Raw genomic sequence first — 18204 nt, 5'->3', positions numbered from 1 at the left:
CAGGCCGCCGTGGGCGACCGTGGTCGGGGTGCCGTTGCCGCGGCGCGAGAACGATCAGCTTGCGCGCAGATACGCCGAGGTGGACACCCGGCCCAGCAGGCTCAGCCGCGAAGTCCCGCTCGCCAGATGCTTGTCCAAGGCGTCCTGCACTCCGGGCCAGGCCTTGTCGCCGTAGTCGTCGAGCACCACGATTCCGTCCGGGGCGACGATCTGTTCGACCCATTCCAGATCGGACCGCACGCCGTCCATGGAGTGATCGCCGTCCACCACGATCACCCCGTACTCCCTGTCGGAAACGGCGGCCCGCACCTCCGGATCAGCGGAGAAGCCCTGCTGGATTCGCGCATCGATCACCGAGCCGACGCCGCCGAGTGCCAGGTTGGCCCGTACGACGTCCTCGCGCACCGGCGTGCCGGTGGGATCCGCGCCCTGCGGGGCGGCGCCGGGCTGAAGCTGCGCGCCCGCCAGCGGATCGACGATCGTCAGATGCGGTTCGGTCCCGGACCTGTGCAGCATCCGCAGCAGTCCCGCGGCGAACATCCCGTACAGAGTGCCGATTTCGAGGACATTGCCGTTCGGCGGGGAGAGCAGCGGCACCGTAGCGAGCTTTCCGCACACGTTCGAGGTGGACCCCGCCAGCCTGCCCACGCCGAGTGACTCCAGAGCCACCACGGTGCGATAGGCGACGGTCACACTGCGCCGGGCATGTTCACTGCCGTCCGCCACGCCCTGTACCTGGTGTACGAGGGTGGCGATCTGGGAGGCGGTGGGCATCCGGTGGGTGCCTCTTCCCGTCCCGTCGACAAGCAGGCCGAGTCCGTACTGCGGGTTCTGCAGAGCGGCGACTTTTCGGTGGAGAGCGTCGAGATCGGCCCGCAAGTCCTGGGTAGCACGCGTCACATGCTGCTCGATGCGCCGTTCGATCATGGTGAGGGCTGGGCTCAGGACTCGCTTTGCCAGCCGGTTCCGAAGGAGAGAGGGCATGCGGGGAAGGTACGCCGCAGCGCCACCCGGCGGGCCACGGCGGGATGCTGCGCAGGTGAAGTCCTGATGGCCTTGCGGCGGCGGAACTGTGACGTCGTCACGACGGAACGCTGTGCTCCGCGGCAGGGCGACACACCGGCAGGTCCCGGTGAGAGCTGCGTACAGCTCCCACCGGGACCCGGTGACGTACTAGAAGGTCAGGTTCCAGGCGTCGATCTTGCCGATGTCCTGGGAGGCGACATCACGGACGCGTAGCTTCCACGTGCCCGCGGCCACTTCCGACGAGGCGTTCACGGTGTACGTCTTGGCGACGTTGTCGGTGCCGTCGTTGTCCGGAAAGTCCTCGAGCGTATGGACCGTGCCGTCGGGAGCCACGAGCGAGAGCACGAGGTCGCCGCGGTAGGTGTGCTTGATGTCCACACCGACCTTGAGCGTGGCCGGGGCGTTGCCGCTGACCCCGGTCACGGTGAGCGGAGACTCCACCGTGGCATTGTCGGCGATGGCCATGTCCACGGTGTTCTCGAAGTACGCGCCGGGCAGTGGCGTGCCGCCGACGGCCTTCAGCGCGTCGACCTGGCCCTCGCCGAAGAAACCGTTGTTGGCGGTCGTGCCCGTGCAGCGGCTGTCGGAGGGGCAGGCCGTGTCGGTGGCCTGGGCGGCCAGCTTGGCCCGGAGGTCGGCAGGGGTGGAGCCGGGGTTGGTGCTCGCCAGCAGCGCGGCCACACCGGCGACGTGCGGGGAAGCCATCGACGTGCCGTTCTTGGTGCCGTACTTGCCGCCCGGCAGTGTCGAGTAGACCCCCGACGCGCCGTCGCCGCCCGGGGCCGCGATGTCGATGATGTTCCGGCCGAGATTGGAGTACGAGGCCTTGACGTTGCCATTGCCCATGGCTGCGACGGTCACCACACCTGGCAGCTCGGTGGGGATGTCGATGCAGGCGTTGGTGATGGTGCGGGTGACGGGGGTCGAGTCGTTCGGGCTCGAGGTGTCGGTCCGCTTGTTCGCCAGGTCGTAGTTGGAGTTGCCCGCGGCCGCGACCTGCAGCGAGCCCTTGCTCTCCGCGTACTCCTGGGCACGCCTGACGCCCTCGATGATCGCCGCCTGGTCCACGTTGTCCGGGCAGTTGAACATCCACGGGTCCGTGTAATAGCTGTTGTTGGTGACCTTGAAGCCGTGGTCGCCGGCCCACATGAAGCCGCAGACGGTGTTCTCGGCGAAGAACATGCTGGTGTTCGGCTCGGCGATCCGGACGGAGGCGATCCTGACGCCCGGGGCCACACCGATGACGCCCTTGCCGTTCTTGGCCGCCGCGATGGTGCCCGCCACATGCGTGCCGTGGTCGCCGACAGGGCGCCATGCGCCGGTCCTCGTGTCCGCCTTGCCGCAGGCACAGGAGACGGAGTCGGCCGCATCGAAGTTGGGGGCGATGTCCTGATGCAGGTCGTCGACGCCGGTGTCGAGGACACCGACCTTGACCGCGGCGGAGCCGGTGGTCACTGCCCATGCCTTGTCGGCATTGATCTGGGTCATGTCCCAGCGGTTGGACTCGGTGAGAGTGGTCGTGGCCTGCCCGGGGGTGGCGGGAATTGCGGGGTTGTACGCGTCGGCCGGAACATCCGAGGTCCGGGTGGCGCCGACCTGCTGAACCCCGCTGACGCCGCGCAGGGTGCCCGCGAAGGTCGTGGACGCCGAGTGCGCCACGATCACGCCTATCGCGTCGTAGTGTGCGAACACCGTGCCGCCGTTGTTCGCGACGGCGGTCTGTACGGCCGACGTGTCGCCCGGTGCGGTGATGACCAGGTAGGCCCGGGTACCGGCGGCCCACGAGGCCGTGGGCGAAGCGGACACCGCAGAGGTCCCCGACGCGGTCGTCGCTGCCTGGGCAGCCCCGACGGGAGTTACCAACGCCACGGCCGCGCCGAGTGCAGCGGTGGCCACGACCGAGCGTCTCAGGCGGCCGGATATGAGGGTAAGCAATGCATCCTCCGAAAGCCCGGCGGCGCTGGTGGCGCCGATCGGGCCGAGTGTGGGAAGTGGTGGACGCAAGATGTCAGACAACGGTCCCGGATGGAAATGTTCCGGTCAGGCAAGTGCCCTTATCCGACAGGCGATTGACTCTTGGAGGGTGTCTCGAGGGTGAACGGCGAGGCGTGCAGGCACTGGTGGAGGGGCAAGTCGAGCCCGGCACCGCCGGGGTGCCGGGCTCGGATCAAAGGGTCCCGTTCAGGAAGGCTTCGTCGCGGTCACGGCGGTGACGGTCACCTTGTTGTCGCACTCGGCGAATTGCCCGTCCTCCAGAGCGACTTGGTGGGCCCCCGCCCCCGGCAGACCTACCACCAGCGTCGGGTACACGACCGGTTCGGAGCCGGACTTGCAGTAGCCGTCCGCCTCGCGCTGAACCTGGACGAAGGTCAGCTTCGCCCATGCCTTGCCGCCGGGCGCCAGCCGCACCGCAGACGCGGATCCCGTGGGCGTCACCGTCAGCGGAGCGTTTTTCTCCGGGGAACCATTGCCCGCCCCCGCCACCGTCGGGTGACCCTGCAGAGTGCATGCGCGCCCAGAGGTGTTGGCGAACTCGACGACCACCGCACCGGTGCCAGTGCCCTCAGGTCGAACAGCGGCCTGATACGCGGCCACCTTCAGCCCGGTCCCCGGACAGTTTCCGGAACCCGGCGCCGCGGAAGAAGCGCTCGCCGCCGGCTCCGCCGATGTGCCCCCCTCGGCCGGCTTTGAGGCAGCAGAGTCCGGCGCCCCCGAAGAGCCCCCCGCCGTCGGCGACCCTGCCGTGCCCGGCGCACCCGATGGCTCCCCGGCCTCCTGTGCGTCGCCGCCGCTGGGCTGGCACCCTGTCACCAGCAGTGCGGCCGCCGACGCCGCGACCATCGCCATCCCGGCTCTGCGGATGCTGTTTCCGTACTTCATAACGCCCCCCGATTGAGAAGTGGAAGGTACCGGCCTCTCGCCGGCACTCATCACTGGAGACAGCGCCCGCCGACGTCAGGTTTCGGCCATTGATCATCTGTGACACAGCGGTGACAATGCAAGGATCAACGCAATCGGCCCCGCGTCCAGGCGGTCACGATGGCCCCGCCCGCGGGCGGGGCCATCATTTGGATCTACCGTGACTGCATTCCGTTGGATACCGCTGCGGGCGCAGGGGCGTAGCCGGTGGCCCGGGTGGTGAAGGTTCCCCGCCCCTGGGTCCGACTGCGCAGCCGGGTCGCATAGCCGAACAGCTCGGCCAGCGGCACGGTCGCGGTGATTACCGCTGTGCCGGCCCGCGCGGTCGAGCCCGAGACCCGGCCGCGTCGTGCCGCCAGATCGCCGAGCACCCCGCCCACGGCGTCCTCGGGCACGGTGGCCGTGACCTCAACCACCGGTTCCAGGAGCGCCATCACGCCGGAGCGCAGTGCCTCCCGAAGTGCGAGCCGGCCCGCTGTCCGGAACGCCATCTCCGAGGAGTCCTTGGAATGGGTGGCTCCGTCGGTCAGTGTGACCCGCAGTCCGGTCACCGGGTGGCCGCCGAGCGGGCCCTCGGCCAGAGCGTCCCGGCAACCGGCCTCCACCGCGCGGATGTACTCCTGCGGCACCCGTCCACCAACGACGGTCGACCGGAACACGAAGTCCCTTGCACTGCCCGGAGTGTTGTCACCGGCGGCGTCGGCCGCAGACTCCAGCGGCTCCACGTCGAGGACGACGTGCGCGAACTGGCCCGCGCCTCCGTCCTGCTTGACGTGCCGGTACAGCAGCCCGGACACCCCGCGGGCGACCGTCTCACGGTAGGCCACCTGCGGTCGGCCGACTGCGACCTCCAGCCCTTGGTTGCGGCGGATCTTCTCCACCCCGACCTCCAGATGCAGCTCGCCCATCCCCGACAGCACCGTCTGGCCGGTCTCGGGGTCGGTCCGGACCGCCAGTGAAGGATCCTCCTCGACCAGCCGTGCCAATGCCGACGCCAGCCGGTCGGTTTCGAGGCTCCTGCTGGCCTCGACCGCCACGGAGACGACCGGATCGGCCACGGTGGGCGATTCGAAGAGCAATGGCGCTGCGGGTGTGGACAGGGTGGCCCCGGCGCGGGCTGCCTTCAGGCCGACCACGGCGACGATGTCCCCGGCCACCGCCCGGTCCACCTCCGCGTGCCGGTCGGCCTGCACCCGCAGGATCCGGCCGACCCGCTCGGTGCGGTCCGCGCCTACGTCGAGCACCGTGTCTCCCTTCTGGATCGTTCCTGAATACACGCGCAGGTAGGTCAGCCGCCCGGTGGCGGTCGCATTCACCTTGAAGACCAGTGCAGCGAACGGCGCCGCCGGGTCGGCGGCCCGCTCCTGCACCGTGCCGCCCAGGGTGCCGCGTACCGCCGGCACGTCCAGAGGCGACGGGAGGTAGGCCGCGACAGCCTCCAGCAGCGGCTCGATCCCGCAGTTGCGGTAGGCCGATCCGCACAACACCACCACGCCCTCACCACTACGGGTCAGGTCGCGCAGTGCCGCGGCCAGAGTCTGGGCGGAGACCGTCGACTCCGTGCAGTACTCCTCCAACACGATCGGATGGAGTTCCGCCACTGCCTCCTCGAGCAGCCGGCGGCGACGGTGCGCCTCTTCCCGCAGGGCGTCGGGCACCGGACCCTCCTCGAACGTGTCGCGGCCCGCGCCCCACACCAGCGAGCGCATACGCAGCAGATCCACCACCCCGGTGAACCCGTCCTCCTGTCCGATCGGCAGCTGGACCACCAACGGGACCGTATGCAACCGCGTTCGGATCGACTCGACCGCCGTGTCGAGGTCGGCACCGGCACGGTCCAGCTTGTTGACGAACGCGATCCGCGGCACTCCATGCCGGTCGGCCTGTCGCCACACCGACTCGCTCTGCGGTTCGACTCCCGCGACACCATCGAACACCGCAATCGCGCCATCAAGCACCCGCAGCGAGCGTTCCACCTCGTCGGAGAAGTCGACGTGGCCCGGTGTGTCGATCAGATTGATCCGGTGGCCGTCCCAGAGGCAGCTCACCGCCGCGGCGAAGATGGTGATCCCACGGTCGCGCTCCTGTGAGTCGAAGTCGGTGACGGTCGTACCGTCATGGACCTCGCCCCGCTTGTGGGTGGCGCCGGTGAGGTACAGGATGCGCTCGGTGACGGTGGTCTTGCCGGCATCAACGTGGGCGAGGATGCCCAGATTTCGGACGTCGGCCAGCGGACTGGTGGGATGGAGTTGCTGGTTGGTGCGCACGGCCCAAGGCCTTTCAGGGTGATCGAGAACAGGGCAGCGCGATTCCCGGACGAAACGGTCTGGGGCCAGGCCAGGCGAATCCCCTGATCCAGCATCATCCCTGATGCAGCGCATCGGGACGTACTCGGCCAGTCGGCCGGACAGGGGTCAGGCGTTCGTCACGGGCTTCCGGTGGCGGCCGCGCAGCCGACACCGGGCAGTGATAGACATCAGGATCACGTCGTACCGTGACCGGGGAACGACGACAGCGGTGCGGTAACGCACGGTCGGGCTCCCCTCAATTCGTCGAAGCGCGCGCTGGATGTCATTGGCGCGCGAGCCGACTGTAGTGAGCCGGGAGTGCCCGGGCACCTGATTTTCCGTCCCCCACCAGGGACCTGCCGTCCCCGCGCCGGGCGACTGGGCGTGACTTGACCCGTTCAAGGGAGTTCTGGGGCGTAGGAGACCCATAGGCTGACCCAAATGATCACCACTGAGCCCGGAGGAGCCCCTGCGACGCCATCCCCGCAGCAGCCCGACACGCGCCCAACCACCCATCGGCGGAACGCCGTTGTCGCGGCGGGCCTCCCCGTCGCCCTCGTGGCGCTGCTCGCCGCGGCCGCCGGGCCTGCGGCGGCAGCCACGGCGGGCTCGTCCGGTGTGGGGGACCCCTATTTCGCCCTGGCGGGCAACGGCGGCTACAACGTCCGCCATTACGACCTCACCCTCGGATACGACCCGAAAACCCGTCGTCTCGAGGGACGGGCGATCATCACGGCCCGGGCCACTCAGCGGCTGACCCGCTTCGACCTCGACCTGAAAGGGCTGAAGGTCACGAGCATCACGGTCAACCACACCAAGGCAGCCTTCCGCCGCGATGGACAGGAGCTCGTGGTCACCCCGAGGAATCCCATACTCAAGGACCACGAGTTCCGTACGACCGTCACCTACGCGGGCACCCCCCAGCCCGTTACCGACCCGGACGGCTCCCTGGACGGGTGGATCCCCACCGACGACGGGGCGTTCGTGGCCGGGGAGCCGCAAGGCGCCATGACGTGGTTCCCCGCCAACAACCACCCGAAGGACAAGGCTTCCTACGACTTCGCAGTCACCGTCCCCGAGGGACACACCGCCGTCGCCAACGGTGTCTTCCGCGGGCAGAGGACAGCCCATGGACGCACCACGTTCCGCTGGCGGCAGACCGAGCCGATGGCCGCGTACCTCGCCACGGCGACGGTGGGCACGTTCAAGGTCGAGCAGTACACCGCCCCGGGTGGCCTCAAGGTCTACAACGCCGTCGATCCCCGCGAGGCCGCTGCCTCGGCGCCTGTGCTCAAGAAGCTGCCGTCCGTCCTGGCGTGGGAGAGCAAGCTCTTCGGCCCCTATCCCTTCAAGTGCGCGGGAGCCATCGTGGACCACGCCCCGCAGGCCGGATACGCACTGGAGACCCAGGCACGGCCGTTGTACGACCGTGCGCCGGACCTGAGCACCCTCGTCCACGAGAGCGCGCACCAGTGGTTCGGGGACTCGGTCTCCCTCACCACCTGGAAGGACATCTGGCTGAACGAGGGCTTCGCGACGTACGCCGAGTGGCTCTACGAGGAGCAGCACGGCGGCAAGAGCGCACAGAAGACTTTCGACTCCCTGTACGCCAGCCCGGCGAGCAGTGAGCTGTGGGCGTTCCCGCCCGCCAACCCCGGGAGCGGAGCGCACATCTTCGACGCGCCCGTCTACTCGCGCGGGGCCATGGCCCTGCACAAGTTGCGTACGACGGTCGGCGACAAGACGTTCTTCCGGATCCTGCGCACGTGGGCGGCCGAGCACCGCAACGGGCACGGAACCACGGCGCAGTTCATCCGCCTGTCGGAGCGGCAGTCCGGCAAGGACCTCGACACGTTGTTCCACAGCTGGATCGGCACAAAGGGCAAGCCGTCCCGTCCCTGAGCCCCCAACGACCTGTCCGGCCACGCTTGTTGAGGCGGCCGGACAGGTGCGGCACGTGGTCGCCCGGATCAGGACCCACACCCGCCGACTGCTATGCCGGGGTGCTGTCTTCGGTCATGGCTTGCGTGCCGATGACGTTGAGGAGCTTGAGCCGGTCGGCGGTGTCGCTGCCGGGGGCGGCGGTGTAGGCGACGACGCGCAGATCGCTGCCCGCGGCTATGAGCACGTCGCAGTCCAGGGTGAGCGTTCCGACATCGGGGTGGTGGACGGTCTTGGTGTCCGTCTCGTGGACGCCCACGATTCCCGTCTCCCACAGGCGTGCGAAGTCGGTGCTGGCCGCCCGCAGGTCCTTGATCAGGGAGCGCAGACCGGCATCGGCGGGGTAGCGGGCGGTCGCCGCCCTGAGATCGGCGACCACGGCCGCCTCCATGTGGATCTGCTGCTCGCGGGTGTGGCTGACCCGGCCCGGCAGGCCGGTGAAGTGGCGCCACACGACGTTGCGTTCCCGACCGCGCTGCGCGGACGGGTCCCCGAACACGGCGGCCCACAACGGATTCCAGAGGATCAGGTTCCAGGCGGCGTCGTGCACGCTCAGCGGTACGCCGTCCAGCTGGTCGAACAGTCGCCGGACTCCGGAAGGGATGTGCTGCGACAGCTGTCCGGGGGCGGGCGCCGGCTGGCCCGCGAGGAGAAACAGGTGCTCACGCTCGGCCGCTGACAGCCGCAGTGCGCGGGCCAGCGCGGACAGGACCTGCTGGGACGGGGAGGTCGACCGGCCCTGTTCCAGGCGGACGACGTAGTCCACCGACAGACCGGCGAGCTGGGCCAGCTCCTCGCGTCGTAGACCGGCGGCCCGCCGTACCCCGCCGACGGGCAGTCCGACCGCCGCGGGAGCCGTGCGGTCACGCCAACCGCGCAGTGCCCTGCCCAATTCCTTGGATTCGCTCACTTCTTCAGTATCCGGCCATCGCGCCCCTTCAGCCTGGTACTGCCAGTCCATAGGCAACGGCGGGTACTGCCTGTTCGTCCGCAGTGCGACGAGGGTGGAGGCATCACCAACCCACCGATCAACGGAGTGAACATCATGCCCACCACACTGATCACCGGAGCGAACAAGGGCCTGGGCTTCGAGACGGCCCGCCGCCTGATCGAGGCCGGGCACACCGTCTACGTCGGGGCACGCGATGCCCGGCGCGGTCGGGAGGCGGCCGCCAGGCTCGGCGCCCGCTTTGTCCAGATCGACGTCACCGACGAGGACTCCGTCAAGGCCGCCGCCGAATTCGTACGCGAGGACGCCGGCCGCCTCGACGTCCTGGTCAACAACGCCGGGATCGGCGGCGCGGGCAAGCCGGTCGGCGAGGTCACCGGGTCCGACATGCGGACCACGTACGACACCAATGTCTTCGGCGTCGTGCGCGTCACTCACGCCTTCCTGCCGCTCCTGCAGGCCGGCGACACCCCGGTCGTCGTCAATGTCAGCAGCGGCCTGGGCTCGCTCGCGGCGACCGCCGACCCCAACCGCATAGAGTTCCATGTGGCGCTGCTGGACTACAACTCCTCCAAGACCGCCCTGGTCATGATCACCTCGCAGTACGCCAAGGCGTACCCCGCCATCAGGTTCAACGCCGTCGACCCCGGCTACACCGCCACCGACCTCAACGGCCACCAGGGCACCAACACTGTCGAAGAGGGCGCGGACGTCATCGTCCGCATGGCTGCCGTCGGCGCGGACGGGCCGACCGGCGGCTTCTTCGACAGGACCGGCCCGGTCGTCTGGTGACCCCGGAGCCCACGACGAAAGCATAAGCAGCCAGCAGCCTGCCGGAATTCTATCTGTTTCGACAGTGGATCGTCGTGGGCTGCCTCAGCAGCGCATACCGAAAACGTGCTGCGAAATCGCGCGACGGCCCATGTCATTTCGTGGCTGGTATTTCTCGTGCGGGCGCTTTCCACGCGACGGAGTAATTCCCTCTCCGCTGCCCCGGGAGGGAGAAGGCAGGTGCGCCGGCGCGCACCTCGTCACTAAATGCCGTTTTCCGTTCGCCTATACGCCGATAACCAGAAGAAATAGACATCTCATGTCATCTCGCCTCACCGGGCCTCCGTTGAACAGTAAATGCAGATATGCCCTGTCAGGGGCGTGTGCAGGCTTTTCCGTGAGTGTTGGCCGGTACATTACGTGCGAGGGGGTTCGTCACCCACCGACGGGCGAAGAAACTGCACTTCAGAGCATGTTGTGGTGACGAAGTGCGTGCACCGAAAAGAACCGCGCAGTAAGTTGCCGGGCGGTCCGTTGGCGTGATTGCATCCTTCGAGTGCGGGAGTCGTAATTATTGATGCCCGATTTGGGGCGGCAGACGACCGTTGAACCGGCCGGGTTTGCTTTGCCGTAAACCCGCCGGGTGCCAGTTCAGGAACCCTCAGAACATGAAAGGAAGGGAAAGTCATGCGTCAGGACTTCACCCCTGCGATCGAGACCGGCGAGATTTCCGACAGCGAGCTGGACAACATTTCCGGTGGTGTCGCCAGCGCCGGTGCCGATGTCGCCGGTAAGGGCGCCTCCGTGGGCGTCGGCGATGTCGTCGGGACTGCCCAGTCCCTCGCGCCCGCCCTGCCTGTTTCGCAGCTCTCCGGCCTCGTCACGGTGCAGACCACCGCCATCTGACAAGCGGCGTCTGCGACAAGGCGTTACAGCCCAGGAGCCTCATTCGACCAACCGGTCCATCTGCGGACCGGCAGGTCGGCCAGGACCCCGGAACCTCCAGTTCCGGGGTTCATGAGTCAACCGCCGGCCGGGCTGGACTTCCCGGCCCGGCGGCGGAAGACGAACGCCGCCACCACGCCCGCGATCAGGCCGAAGAGGTGGCCCTGCCAGCTGATCTCGGTGTTGGCCGGGGATATGCCGAGCAGGATCGTGCTGCCCCAGATCGCGCCGATCAGCAGGCCCACGCCCACGTCCAGCAGCTTGCGGTCGACAAACCCGCGCATCACCAGATAGCCGAACAGGCCGAAGATCAGACCCGACGCACCCGCCGTGTTCGTGTGGGACGGGGACATCAGCCAGACGCCGAGGCCGTCCACCACGACGATCAGCAGCGACACGGCCAGGAAGCGGCGGATTCCGCCGAGCGCGGCGAGGAAGCCGAAGGCCAGCAGCGCGATGCTGTTGCCCGCGACGTGCCCGAAGCCGAAGTGGATGAAGGCTGCCGGGATGATGTCGGCCAGCTCGGCCGGCTCACGCGACACGATTCCGTATGCGTCGAGCGCGTGGCCCGTTACCGCGTCGACCGCTTCGAGCACCCACAGCAGCGCCACCCAGCCGACCATCAGCTTGGCCGCAGCCACGGCCCGGTCGGACCCGCGCCACTGCGTGACGTCTGTGCCTGCCATTTCAGCCCCCTGCGCCGTACGAATGCGTCCACCCTGGAAACGACCAGCGCACCTTACTCGGTTCCACGTCCGCCCCACCCGGGGGCGGCCAACTCGGTAGCGGTGCGCGAGCAGGCTCGACCGCGCGATGCGGGAGAGAATCACGTGGTGACCGAACCTTCAGCGGCTCCCGGCCTGGGCGGGCAGACCGTCTGCGGCGACGACATGCGAACGCCGTGGCGCGCCTTTCTGCGGACCGAGACGGGCAGTGCCACCTTCCTGCTGGTCGCGGTGCTGGCGGCGCTTGCCTGGGCGAATATCGGGCCGGCCTCCTACGAAGCCTTCTGGGGCACGCACCTGTCGCTCGAGCTGGGTTCCCACGGCGTGTCGCTCGATCTGCGCGAGTGGGTCAACAACGGTCTGATGACGCTGTTCTTCTTTGTCGTCGGACTCGAAGCACGCCGCGAGTTCGACATGGGGGAGCTGCGTGAACGGCGCCGCGCTACCCTGCCGCTGCTCGTCGGTATCGCCGGCATGCTCGTACCGGTGGCCATCTTTCTCGGCATCAACAGCGGCCACGCCTCAGTGCACGGCTGGGGTGCCGCGATGTCCACGGACACCGCATTCGCCCTGGGCATGCTCGCCCTGCTCGGCTCGCGCCTGCCGGCGGCCCTGCGTGGCTTCATCCTCACGGTCACCGTCGTCGACGACTTCGTGGCGCTCGTCGTCATCGCAGTCGCCTACAGCGACCGCATCGCCGTGGCCGCCCTCGTGGTGGCACTGGGCCTCTTCGGCGTCATTCTGCTGCTGCGGGCCTCCGGCGTACGCCCCGGCCCGGTGTACGCAGTGCTCGCCATCGCGACATGGACCGCGCTGCTGAAGTCCGGCGTCGACCCCGTCGTCACCGGTCTGGCCGTCGGGCTGCTCACCTACGCCTACCCTGCGGCCCGCAGCGACCTGGAGCGCGCGAGCAGCTTGTTCCGGCTGTTCCGTGAACAGCCCACACCGGAGCTCGAGCGCTCGGTACGGCAGGGACTGGCATCGGCCATCTCGCCGAACGAGCGGCTGCAGCGGATGTTCCACCCGTGGACCAGCTATGTGATCGTGCCGCTGTTCGCGCTGGCCAACACGGGCATCCCTGTCAGCGCCGAGCGGCTGTCGAGCGCCGTGAACTCACCGGTCACTCTCGGCATCCTGCTCGGCTTCGTGCTGGGCAAGCCGATTGCGGTCCTGGGTACGTCGTTGCTTGCGAGCCGGCTCAGCCGCGGACGGGTGCGTCCGCCGGTCGGCTGGGGCGCGACGGCGGCCGGCGGCACCATCGCAGGCGTCGGATTCACCGTGTCCCTGCTGATCGCGACCCTCGCCTTCACCGGCGACCAGCTGGAACAGGCGAAGATCGGCATCCTTGGCGCGGTCGTCTGTGCCTTCGCCCTCACCTGGGCGGTCACGGCCGTGATCGGACTGCTGCCGCGCCGTACGCAGCTTCGTGCGCTACTGGGCGCGACGGAGGGCATCGTCGACCTGGCCGCGCCTGTCGACGCCGAACGCGACCACATCCGCGGGCAGTCGGACGCTCCGGTGACGGTGGTCGAGTACGGCGACTTCGAATGCCCCTACTGCGGTCAGGCGGAACCCGTCGTCCGCGCTCTTCTCGCCGACTTCGGGGATGTCCGCTACGTCTGGCGGCATCTGCCGTTGACTGATGTCCACCCCCACGCCCAACTGGCCGCGGAAGCGGCCGAAGCCGCCGCCGCACAGGGCGCGTTCTGGCAAATGCACGACCTCCTCCTCGAACGCCAGGACGCTCTGAAGGCATCCGACCTCGTCCGCCACGCGAGGGAGATCGGCCTGGACGCACAGCGTTTCCAGCGCGACCTGCGAGAGCGAATCGGCGCCGCGCGGGTGGCCGAGGATGTCGAATCCGCCGACCTCAGCGGCGTGTCCGGGACACCCACCTTCTTCATCAACGGACGGCGCCACCACGGCGCCTACGACATCGCCCACCTCACCACCGCCGTACGAACGGCCCGTCAGCACGCAGCCGTCCGACGGTCGTAGTTCCCGAGGGTCCGACGCCACCGCCCCGCACCACGGCCCGCCTCAGACGCCGGCCGCGTACCGCCAGAAGTCCCGCATCAGCGCGGGGAAGCTCGGTCCCCCCATCTCCAGTTGACTGAGCATGATGGTGACCGCGCCCGTGGACGGTGTGATGTGCGCTGTCGTTCCGGTGCCGCCGACCCAGCCATAGCGTCCCGGCACGCTCCACAGTTGGACGGCCTCGACGTCGACCGCGCCGCCGAAACCCCAGCCCATTCCCTCGAGGAACAACCCGGCGGACGCACGCTCGGACGGGGTCAGGTGATTGGCGGTCATCTGCCGCACCGACTCGGGCATGAGCACCCGGCGGCCGCCGGCCGTCCCTTCGGCGAGCAGCATCCGGCCGAAGGCGAGCCAGTCGTCGACGGTCGAGACCAGCCCGCCGGCGCCGCTCGGGAACGCCGGCGTGCTGCTCCACTGCCCGTCGGCGGCGTCGACCAGCTCGAGACCGCCCTCGGGATCGGTCCGGTAGTACCCGGTGAACCGGTCGAGCTTGGCGGCCGGTACCGCGAATGCCGTGTCGGCCATCCCGAGCGGCTCGAACAGCCGCTCGGCCAGGAACTCGGGCAGCGGTCGCCCGGTGACCCTGGCGATCAGCACGCCCTGAAGGTCGGAGCTGAGGTTGTACAACCAGCCGTCGCCCGGCTGATGCAGCAGCGGAATGCGGGACAGCCTCGCCATCCACTCGTCCGGCGCGGGGACGGTCTGCGGCTGCGGAGGTCCCTGCTTCAGCTCGCTGAACAGCGGCGCGGCCGCGGGCAGCGAGAAGTCGGACGGGAAGCCGTACCCGGCACGGGAGCTGAGCAGATGGAACACAGTGATCGGCCGGACCGCCGGGACCACGTCGTCCACCGGCGCGGCCGGCGTACGGACGACGCTCGGTGACGCCAGCTCCGGCAGCCACTGCCCGACCGGGTCGTCCAGCGCGATCCGGCCGTCCTCGACCAGCATCATGACGGCCGCGGCGACGATGGGTTTGGTGATCGATGCGATGCGGAAGATCGAGTCCCTGCCCATCGGGGCGGTGCCCTCGATGTCAGCGGACCCCACGGCCGCCACCTCGACCCGGTCACCGCGGGCCACTAGGCCCACCGCGCCCGGTACCGAGCCCTTACTGACGTGTGACTCCAGAGTGTCGCGCAGTTCGCCCATGGGCCCACCCTCTCAAGTGTGCGGTCGAAGGTAGGACGCCCGGCGCGGCGCAGAATCATCGTGCCGGTGCCGTCGAATCCGAAAGGCCGATTGCTGGGTGGGCCAGGTCGGGCGCGGGCCGGCTGTCAGGGCGCGATGTTGTGGTTCAGGCGGAACAGGTTGCCGGGGTCGTAGCGCCGTTTGATCGCCTTCAAGCGGTCGTAGTTCTGCCGGTAGTTGACCCGGACGCGGTCCTGGTCGTCGTGGTCCATGAAGTTCACGTAACCGCCCTCCAACGAGTGGGGCTCGAGCGCCCCGGAGAAGGCGCGCGCCCAGCCCACGCTGGCCTCGCAGTCGGCGCGGGTGAGGAGGGTCGGGCTGAGTGCGGTGGCGAAGTCGGCGTCCCGGTAGGTGAATGCGGTCTCCTCGGGCCGCACCCTGTGGCACGCCCCGTCGATGGGGAACACCACCGTCGCGCTCTGGATGGTGGGCGTCGTGGCACCGTAATCGACATACGCGTCGATGGCTCCGTCCGGCAGGCCCTGGCTGAAGGTTCCCTTCCAGTAGTGGAAGAGGCCGGCGGGGAGCAGTTCGTCGAAGAGAGTGTTGATCACCGGATACGGCATGCGGTCGACGTACTGCCCCAGGACCGGGCCGAGGTCGGCGAGACGGGCACGGATCTGGTCGTCCTCATCCTCGGGGCCGCTCCAGCAGGTGACCACTGCGCAGAGCGGCCGCCCGTGCCAGTGCTCGGGCAGGAACGGTACCGGCGGGCCGAGCGCGACGACGAGCAGAGCGCCGAGCTTCTCGTCGGAATCGGCGATCAGTTGCCGGTATCGCCGCATCACGTCGCCGTCGAGTGGGTAGAACGTCGGCCCTCCGAGAATGTCGGCCACGGGGTGCAGCCGGTACTCGAAGGACGCGACGACCCCGAAGTTCCCGCCTCCGCCTCGGACCGCCCACAGCAGGTCGGCGTTGTGCTCCTTCGTGCAGGTCAGGAAGGATCCGTCCGCCGTGACCAGATCGGCCGAGATCAGGTTGTCGCAGGCCAGCCCGCACCGCCGGGCCAGATACCCCATGCCTCCTCCCGTGGTCAGCCCGCCGATACCGGTACTGGACACGACCCCTCCCGTGGTGGCCAGGCCGAAGGCATGGGTGGCGTGGTTGAAATCCGCCCAGGTGCAGCCGCCCTCGGCCCGAGCCGTGGACGCCTGCGGGTCGACCCGGATCCCACGCATGCGACCGAGGTCGAGCACGACGCCACCGTCGCAGGTGCCGTAGCCCGGGACGCTGTGGCTGCCGCCGCGCACGGCCAGCAGCAGATGCTGCTCGCGGGCGAAGTCCACGGTGGCGGCGATGTCGCCCACGTCGACTGCCCGGACGATGATCGCCGGCCGCCTGTCGTGCATCGCGTTGTAGACCTTGCGGGCCTCGTCGTAGTCGGCGTCGCCGGGCTGGACGATCTCGCCGCGTACGGCGCCCTGCAGGCGCGCCAGCAGCTTGTCGTCGAGGACCGATGTGTAGGTGGTCATGGCCGCCACCGGCTTTCCGCGATCTCGGGGTTTTCGGGGTTCTCGGGAAATTCGGGGTTCTCGGGAAATGGGGACAGCACTGTTGTAGGCACCGCGCCGGCAGACTCTCATCGGCGGAACCGCCCATTTCGGCGAAGCGGGCATGGGCAGAACAGCCCATGGGCCGGATCACGTACGGGGATCATGCGCGGCTTCGGGATCACGCGAGCCCGTGCGTGTACGCGTACGCCGTGGCGGCGGCCCTCGAGGACACGTCGAGTTTCGCGAAGATGTTGTTGAGGTGGCGGGCGACGGTGTGCTCGCTGATCACCAGCTCGGAGGCGATGGACCGGTTGGTCCGGCCTGCGGCGACGAGGCGCAGCACCTGGGCCTCCCGGTCGGTGAGTTCGCCGGGGCGACGGTGGTGCACAGTGCTGAGCAAGGCCGCCGCCCGCCGCGCATCGGGCACTGCGCCGAGGCGCTCGAAGGCCGTGTGTGCGGCGTGGAGTTCCAGCCGTGCGCCTTCGTCGTCCCCCGCGGCACGGTCGGCGGCGGCGAGGGTCATCCGGACCCGCGCCGCCTCGTACGGAACTCCCAGCTCCAGCCACAGCGACAGCGCCCGGCGCAGCAGCGGCAGCGCATGTCCGAGGTCACGGTCGGCGAATGCCACCGCGCCGCCCGCCGCGGCGGCGATCGCATGCAGCGCGGTGGTCTCGGACTCGCGCCGCTGCTGCCACTCGCGAGCGGTCGACTCCAGTTCGTCCGCCGCCGTACGGGCCTGGTCGAGCTGTCCGAGGGCGAGCGAGGTCTCCACCTGGGCCGCGAGCAGCCGGCAGCGCCTGAGGCGGCCAGGTGCGCCGCCCTCACCCGCACCGGCCTCGGCTGCCACCGCGAGCCGCAGGGCAGCAGCGGATGAGTCGGCCCTGCCCTGGGCCAGGCGCAGCAGCGCAAGGCCCGGCTGCGGGTCACGGCCGAGCTCGTGCGCGCGGCCGTACGACGCCTCGGCCGCGGCCAGATCGCCGCGCCGTCGCTGGATGTCTCCAGTCAGGTAGAACGCCTCCGCGGCGATCCGGGCCTCGTAGGGCAGCAGCTCCCTGCACGTCATGACCGCCTCGGTCTCGGCCCGGGACCATTCCCCGCGCAGCTCGAGCACCTCCACCCGATGCACCCGGCACAGACCCCGGAAGTTGTTCTCCTCGGGCATCGACGCACACCAGGTCATGGCAGCGTCGGTCCACTCGACGGCTCGTTCCAGGTCGGCGCAGGCCATGCACTTCTGGAGCCCCAGGCAGTAGGTCCACCCGGTGAAGAACGAGCTGAGCTCGCCCGCCATGGCCGAGCACATGGCGTCGTCGAGCAGTTCGAGCCCGCCGGCGATCCGCCCCTGGGCCAGCAGCACGCTCGCCTGCGCCTGGGTGCTCATGGCAAGGAGATCCGGACTGCTGCAGCGCCGCGCGATGCCGGCCATGCGGCGGGCAGAGCCCATGGCCTCGTCGAACGCGCCGCGCTGCTGTGCCTCTTCTGCCTCGACCCAGGCGAGATAGCACTGCTCGACACACTCGGGCTCGCCGCTGAGCTGCTGACGTGCCCGGCGCAGCCAGCCGGCGGCCGCGGCCGTACGTCCCGCGAGCTGGTACTCGTAGAAGAGCATCCAGGCGCTGAATCCGGCCTGCCGGGCGGCGCCTGCCGCCACATAACCGGAGTAGGCCTTTGTGCGCGCTGCGATCGACTCCTCGATGCGGCTGGTCCACCACGCGGCGTCGGCGAGCGCGGCGAAGTCGTCCGGGGTCGTCCCGTCGTTGTCCAGGTCGCGCAAGGCGGCGTAGGCATCGGCCCACGCCTCGCGGGCGACAGCAGCCCTGGCCTGTTCGATCGCCTGCTCGCTGTGGGTGATCTGCTCAGCCACCGAGGCTCCCTTCTCGCGCTCCGCGAGCCGCACCCCACCTCACCAGGATAGGAGC

Annotated in this window: 13 protein-coding genes; 4 read left to right on the top strand and 9 right to left on the bottom strand. The window is 69.2% G+C overall.

Annotated elements, in window-relative coordinates; translation table 11 throughout:
* Positions 1–54: 54 nt before the first annotated feature.
* From ACQEVG_RS35890 to fusA, 4 genes are all read right to left on the bottom strand, one after another.
* Positions 55–984 (bottom strand): class I SAM-dependent methyltransferase, encoded by a 930-nt coding sequence (locus ACQEVG_RS35890; RefSeq protein WP_432991771.1) that lies wholly within the window; start codon positions 982–984, stop codon positions 55–57.
* Positions 985–1173: 189 nt separating this feature from the next.
* Positions 1174–2922, bottom strand: a complete 1749-nt coding sequence (locus tag ACQEVG_RS35885) for a S8 family serine peptidase (protein WP_432991769.1) — start codon at positions 2920–2922, stop codon at positions 1174–1176.
* Between the two features lie 285 nt (positions 2923–3207).
* A complete protein-coding gene (locus ACQEVG_RS35880) occupies positions 3208–3867 on the bottom strand; it encodes a DUF4232 domain-containing protein (protein WP_432993141.1) in 660 nt (219 codons plus the stop codon).
* Positions 3868–4100: 233 nt separating this feature from the next.
* On the bottom strand, positions 4101–6212 hold the full coding sequence (gene fusA / locus ACQEVG_RS35875) for an elongation factor G (protein WP_432991767.1): 2112 nt from the start codon (positions 6210–6212) through the stop codon (positions 4101–4103).
* A 462-nt stretch (positions 6213–6674) separates the two neighbouring features.
* Between fusA and ACQEVG_RS35870 the strand changes: the two genes are divergently transcribed.
* Positions 6675–8135: a M1 family metallopeptidase gene (locus ACQEVG_RS35870; protein ID WP_432991765.1), complete on the top strand. Its 1461-nt coding sequence runs from the start codon at positions 6675–6677 to the stop codon at positions 8133–8135.
* Positions 8136–8226: 91 nt separating this feature from the next.
* On the opposite strand, the gene ACQEVG_RS35865 is transcribed toward ACQEVG_RS35870, so the two are convergent.
* Positions 8227–9084, bottom strand: coding sequence for a helix-turn-helix transcriptional regulator (locus ACQEVG_RS35865; RefSeq protein ID WP_432991763.1), 858 nt, complete (start codon positions 9082–9084; stop codon positions 8227–8229).
* 135 nt (positions 9085–9219) lie between these two features.
* Between ACQEVG_RS35865 and ACQEVG_RS35860 the strand changes: the two genes are divergently transcribed.
* Both ACQEVG_RS35860 and ACQEVG_RS35855 read left to right on the top strand, forming a co-directional pair.
* Positions 9220–9915 carry an SDR family NAD(P)-dependent oxidoreductase gene (locus tag ACQEVG_RS35860; protein ID WP_432991761.1) on the top strand — a complete coding sequence of 232 codons (696 nt, stop codon included), beginning with the start codon at positions 9220–9222 and terminating at the stop codon, positions 9913–9915.
* Between the two features lie 666 nt (positions 9916–10581).
* Complete coding sequence (locus ACQEVG_RS35855) at positions 10582–10800, top strand: hypothetical protein (protein WP_432991759.1); 219 nt, start codon at positions 10582–10584, stop codon at positions 10798–10800.
* A gap of 116 nt (positions 10801–10916) precedes the next feature.
* On the opposite strand, the gene ACQEVG_RS35850 is transcribed toward ACQEVG_RS35855, so the two are convergent.
* On the bottom strand, positions 10917–11525 hold the full coding sequence (locus ACQEVG_RS35850; RefSeq protein ID WP_432991757.1) for a rhomboid family intramembrane serine protease: 609 nt from the start codon (positions 11523–11525) through the stop codon (positions 10917–10919).
* A gap of 204 nt (positions 11526–11729) precedes the next feature.
* Between ACQEVG_RS35850 and nhaA the strand changes: the two genes are divergently transcribed.
* Positions 11730–13562: a Na+/H+ antiporter NhaA gene (nhaA, locus tag ACQEVG_RS35845; RefSeq protein WP_432993138.1), complete on the top strand. Its 1833-nt coding sequence runs from the start codon at positions 11730–11732 to the stop codon at positions 13560–13562.
* 42 nt (positions 13563–13604) lie between these two features.
* Here nhaA and ACQEVG_RS35840 read toward each other — a convergent pair whose 3' ends face one another.
* The 3 genes from ACQEVG_RS35840 to ACQEVG_RS35830 form a co-directional block, all read right to left on the bottom strand.
* Positions 13605–14753, bottom strand: coding sequence for a serine hydrolase domain-containing protein (locus tag ACQEVG_RS35840; protein ID WP_432991755.1), 1149 nt, complete (start codon positions 14751–14753; stop codon positions 13605–13607).
* Between the two features lie 125 nt (positions 14754–14878).
* Complete coding sequence (locus ACQEVG_RS35835) at positions 14879–16264, bottom strand: FAD-binding oxidoreductase (RefSeq protein ID WP_432991753.1); 1386 nt, start codon at positions 16262–16264, stop codon at positions 14879–14881.
* Positions 16265–16463: 199 nt separating this feature from the next.
* Positions 16464–18149, bottom strand: a complete 1686-nt coding sequence (locus tag ACQEVG_RS35830) for a response regulator transcription factor (RefSeq protein ID WP_432991751.1) — start codon at positions 18147–18149, stop codon at positions 16464–16466.
* Positions 18150–18204 lie beyond the last annotated feature (55 nt).

Source organism: Streptomyces sp. CA-135486 (assembly GCF_050936555.1).
In the GTDB taxonomy this organism is placed as follows: domain Bacteria; phylum Actinomycetota; class Actinomycetes; order Streptomycetales; family Streptomycetaceae; genus Streptomyces.
The sequence above is the reverse complement of the archived record's forward strand: the minus strand, read 5'-3'. Positions and strand labels throughout refer to the sequence as shown.

Excerpts from the sequence above, each read along its gene's own strand:
- ACQEVG_RS35890 (WP_432991771.1), bottom strand. The coding sequence starts at position 984 with ATGCCCTCTCTCCTTCGGAACCGGCTGGCAAAGCGAGTCCTGAGCCCA.
- ACQEVG_RS35880 (WP_432993141.1), bottom strand. The coding sequence starts at position 3,867 with ATGGTCGCGGCGTCGGCGGCCGCACTGCTGGTGACAGGGTGCCAGCCC.
- ACQEVG_RS35870 (WP_432991765.1), top strand. The coding sequence starts at position 6,675 with ATGATCACCACTGAGCCCGGAGGAGCCCCTGCGACGCCATCCCCGCAG.
- ACQEVG_RS35860 (WP_432991761.1), top strand. The coding sequence starts at position 9,220 with ATGCCCACCACACTGATCACCGGAGCGAACAAGGGCCTGGGCTTCGAG.
- ACQEVG_RS35855 (WP_432991759.1), top strand. The coding sequence starts at position 10,582 with ATGCGTCAGGACTTCACCCCTGCGATCGAGACCGGCGAGATTTCCGAC.
- ACQEVG_RS35850 (WP_432991757.1), bottom strand. The coding sequence starts at position 11,525 with ATGGCAGGCACAGACGTCACGCAGTGGCGCGGGTCCGACCGGGCCGTG.
- nhaA (WP_432993138.1), top strand. The coding sequence starts at position 11,730 with ATGCGAACGCCGTGGCGCGCCTTTCTGCGGACCGAGACGGGCAGTGCC.
- ACQEVG_RS35840 (WP_432991755.1), bottom strand. The coding sequence starts at position 14,753 with ATGGGCGAACTGCGCGACACTCTGGAGTCACACGTCAGTAAGGGCTCG.
- ACQEVG_RS35835 (WP_432991753.1), bottom strand. The coding sequence starts at position 16,264 with ATGACCACCTACACATCGGTCCTCGACGACAAGCTGCTGGCGCGCCTG.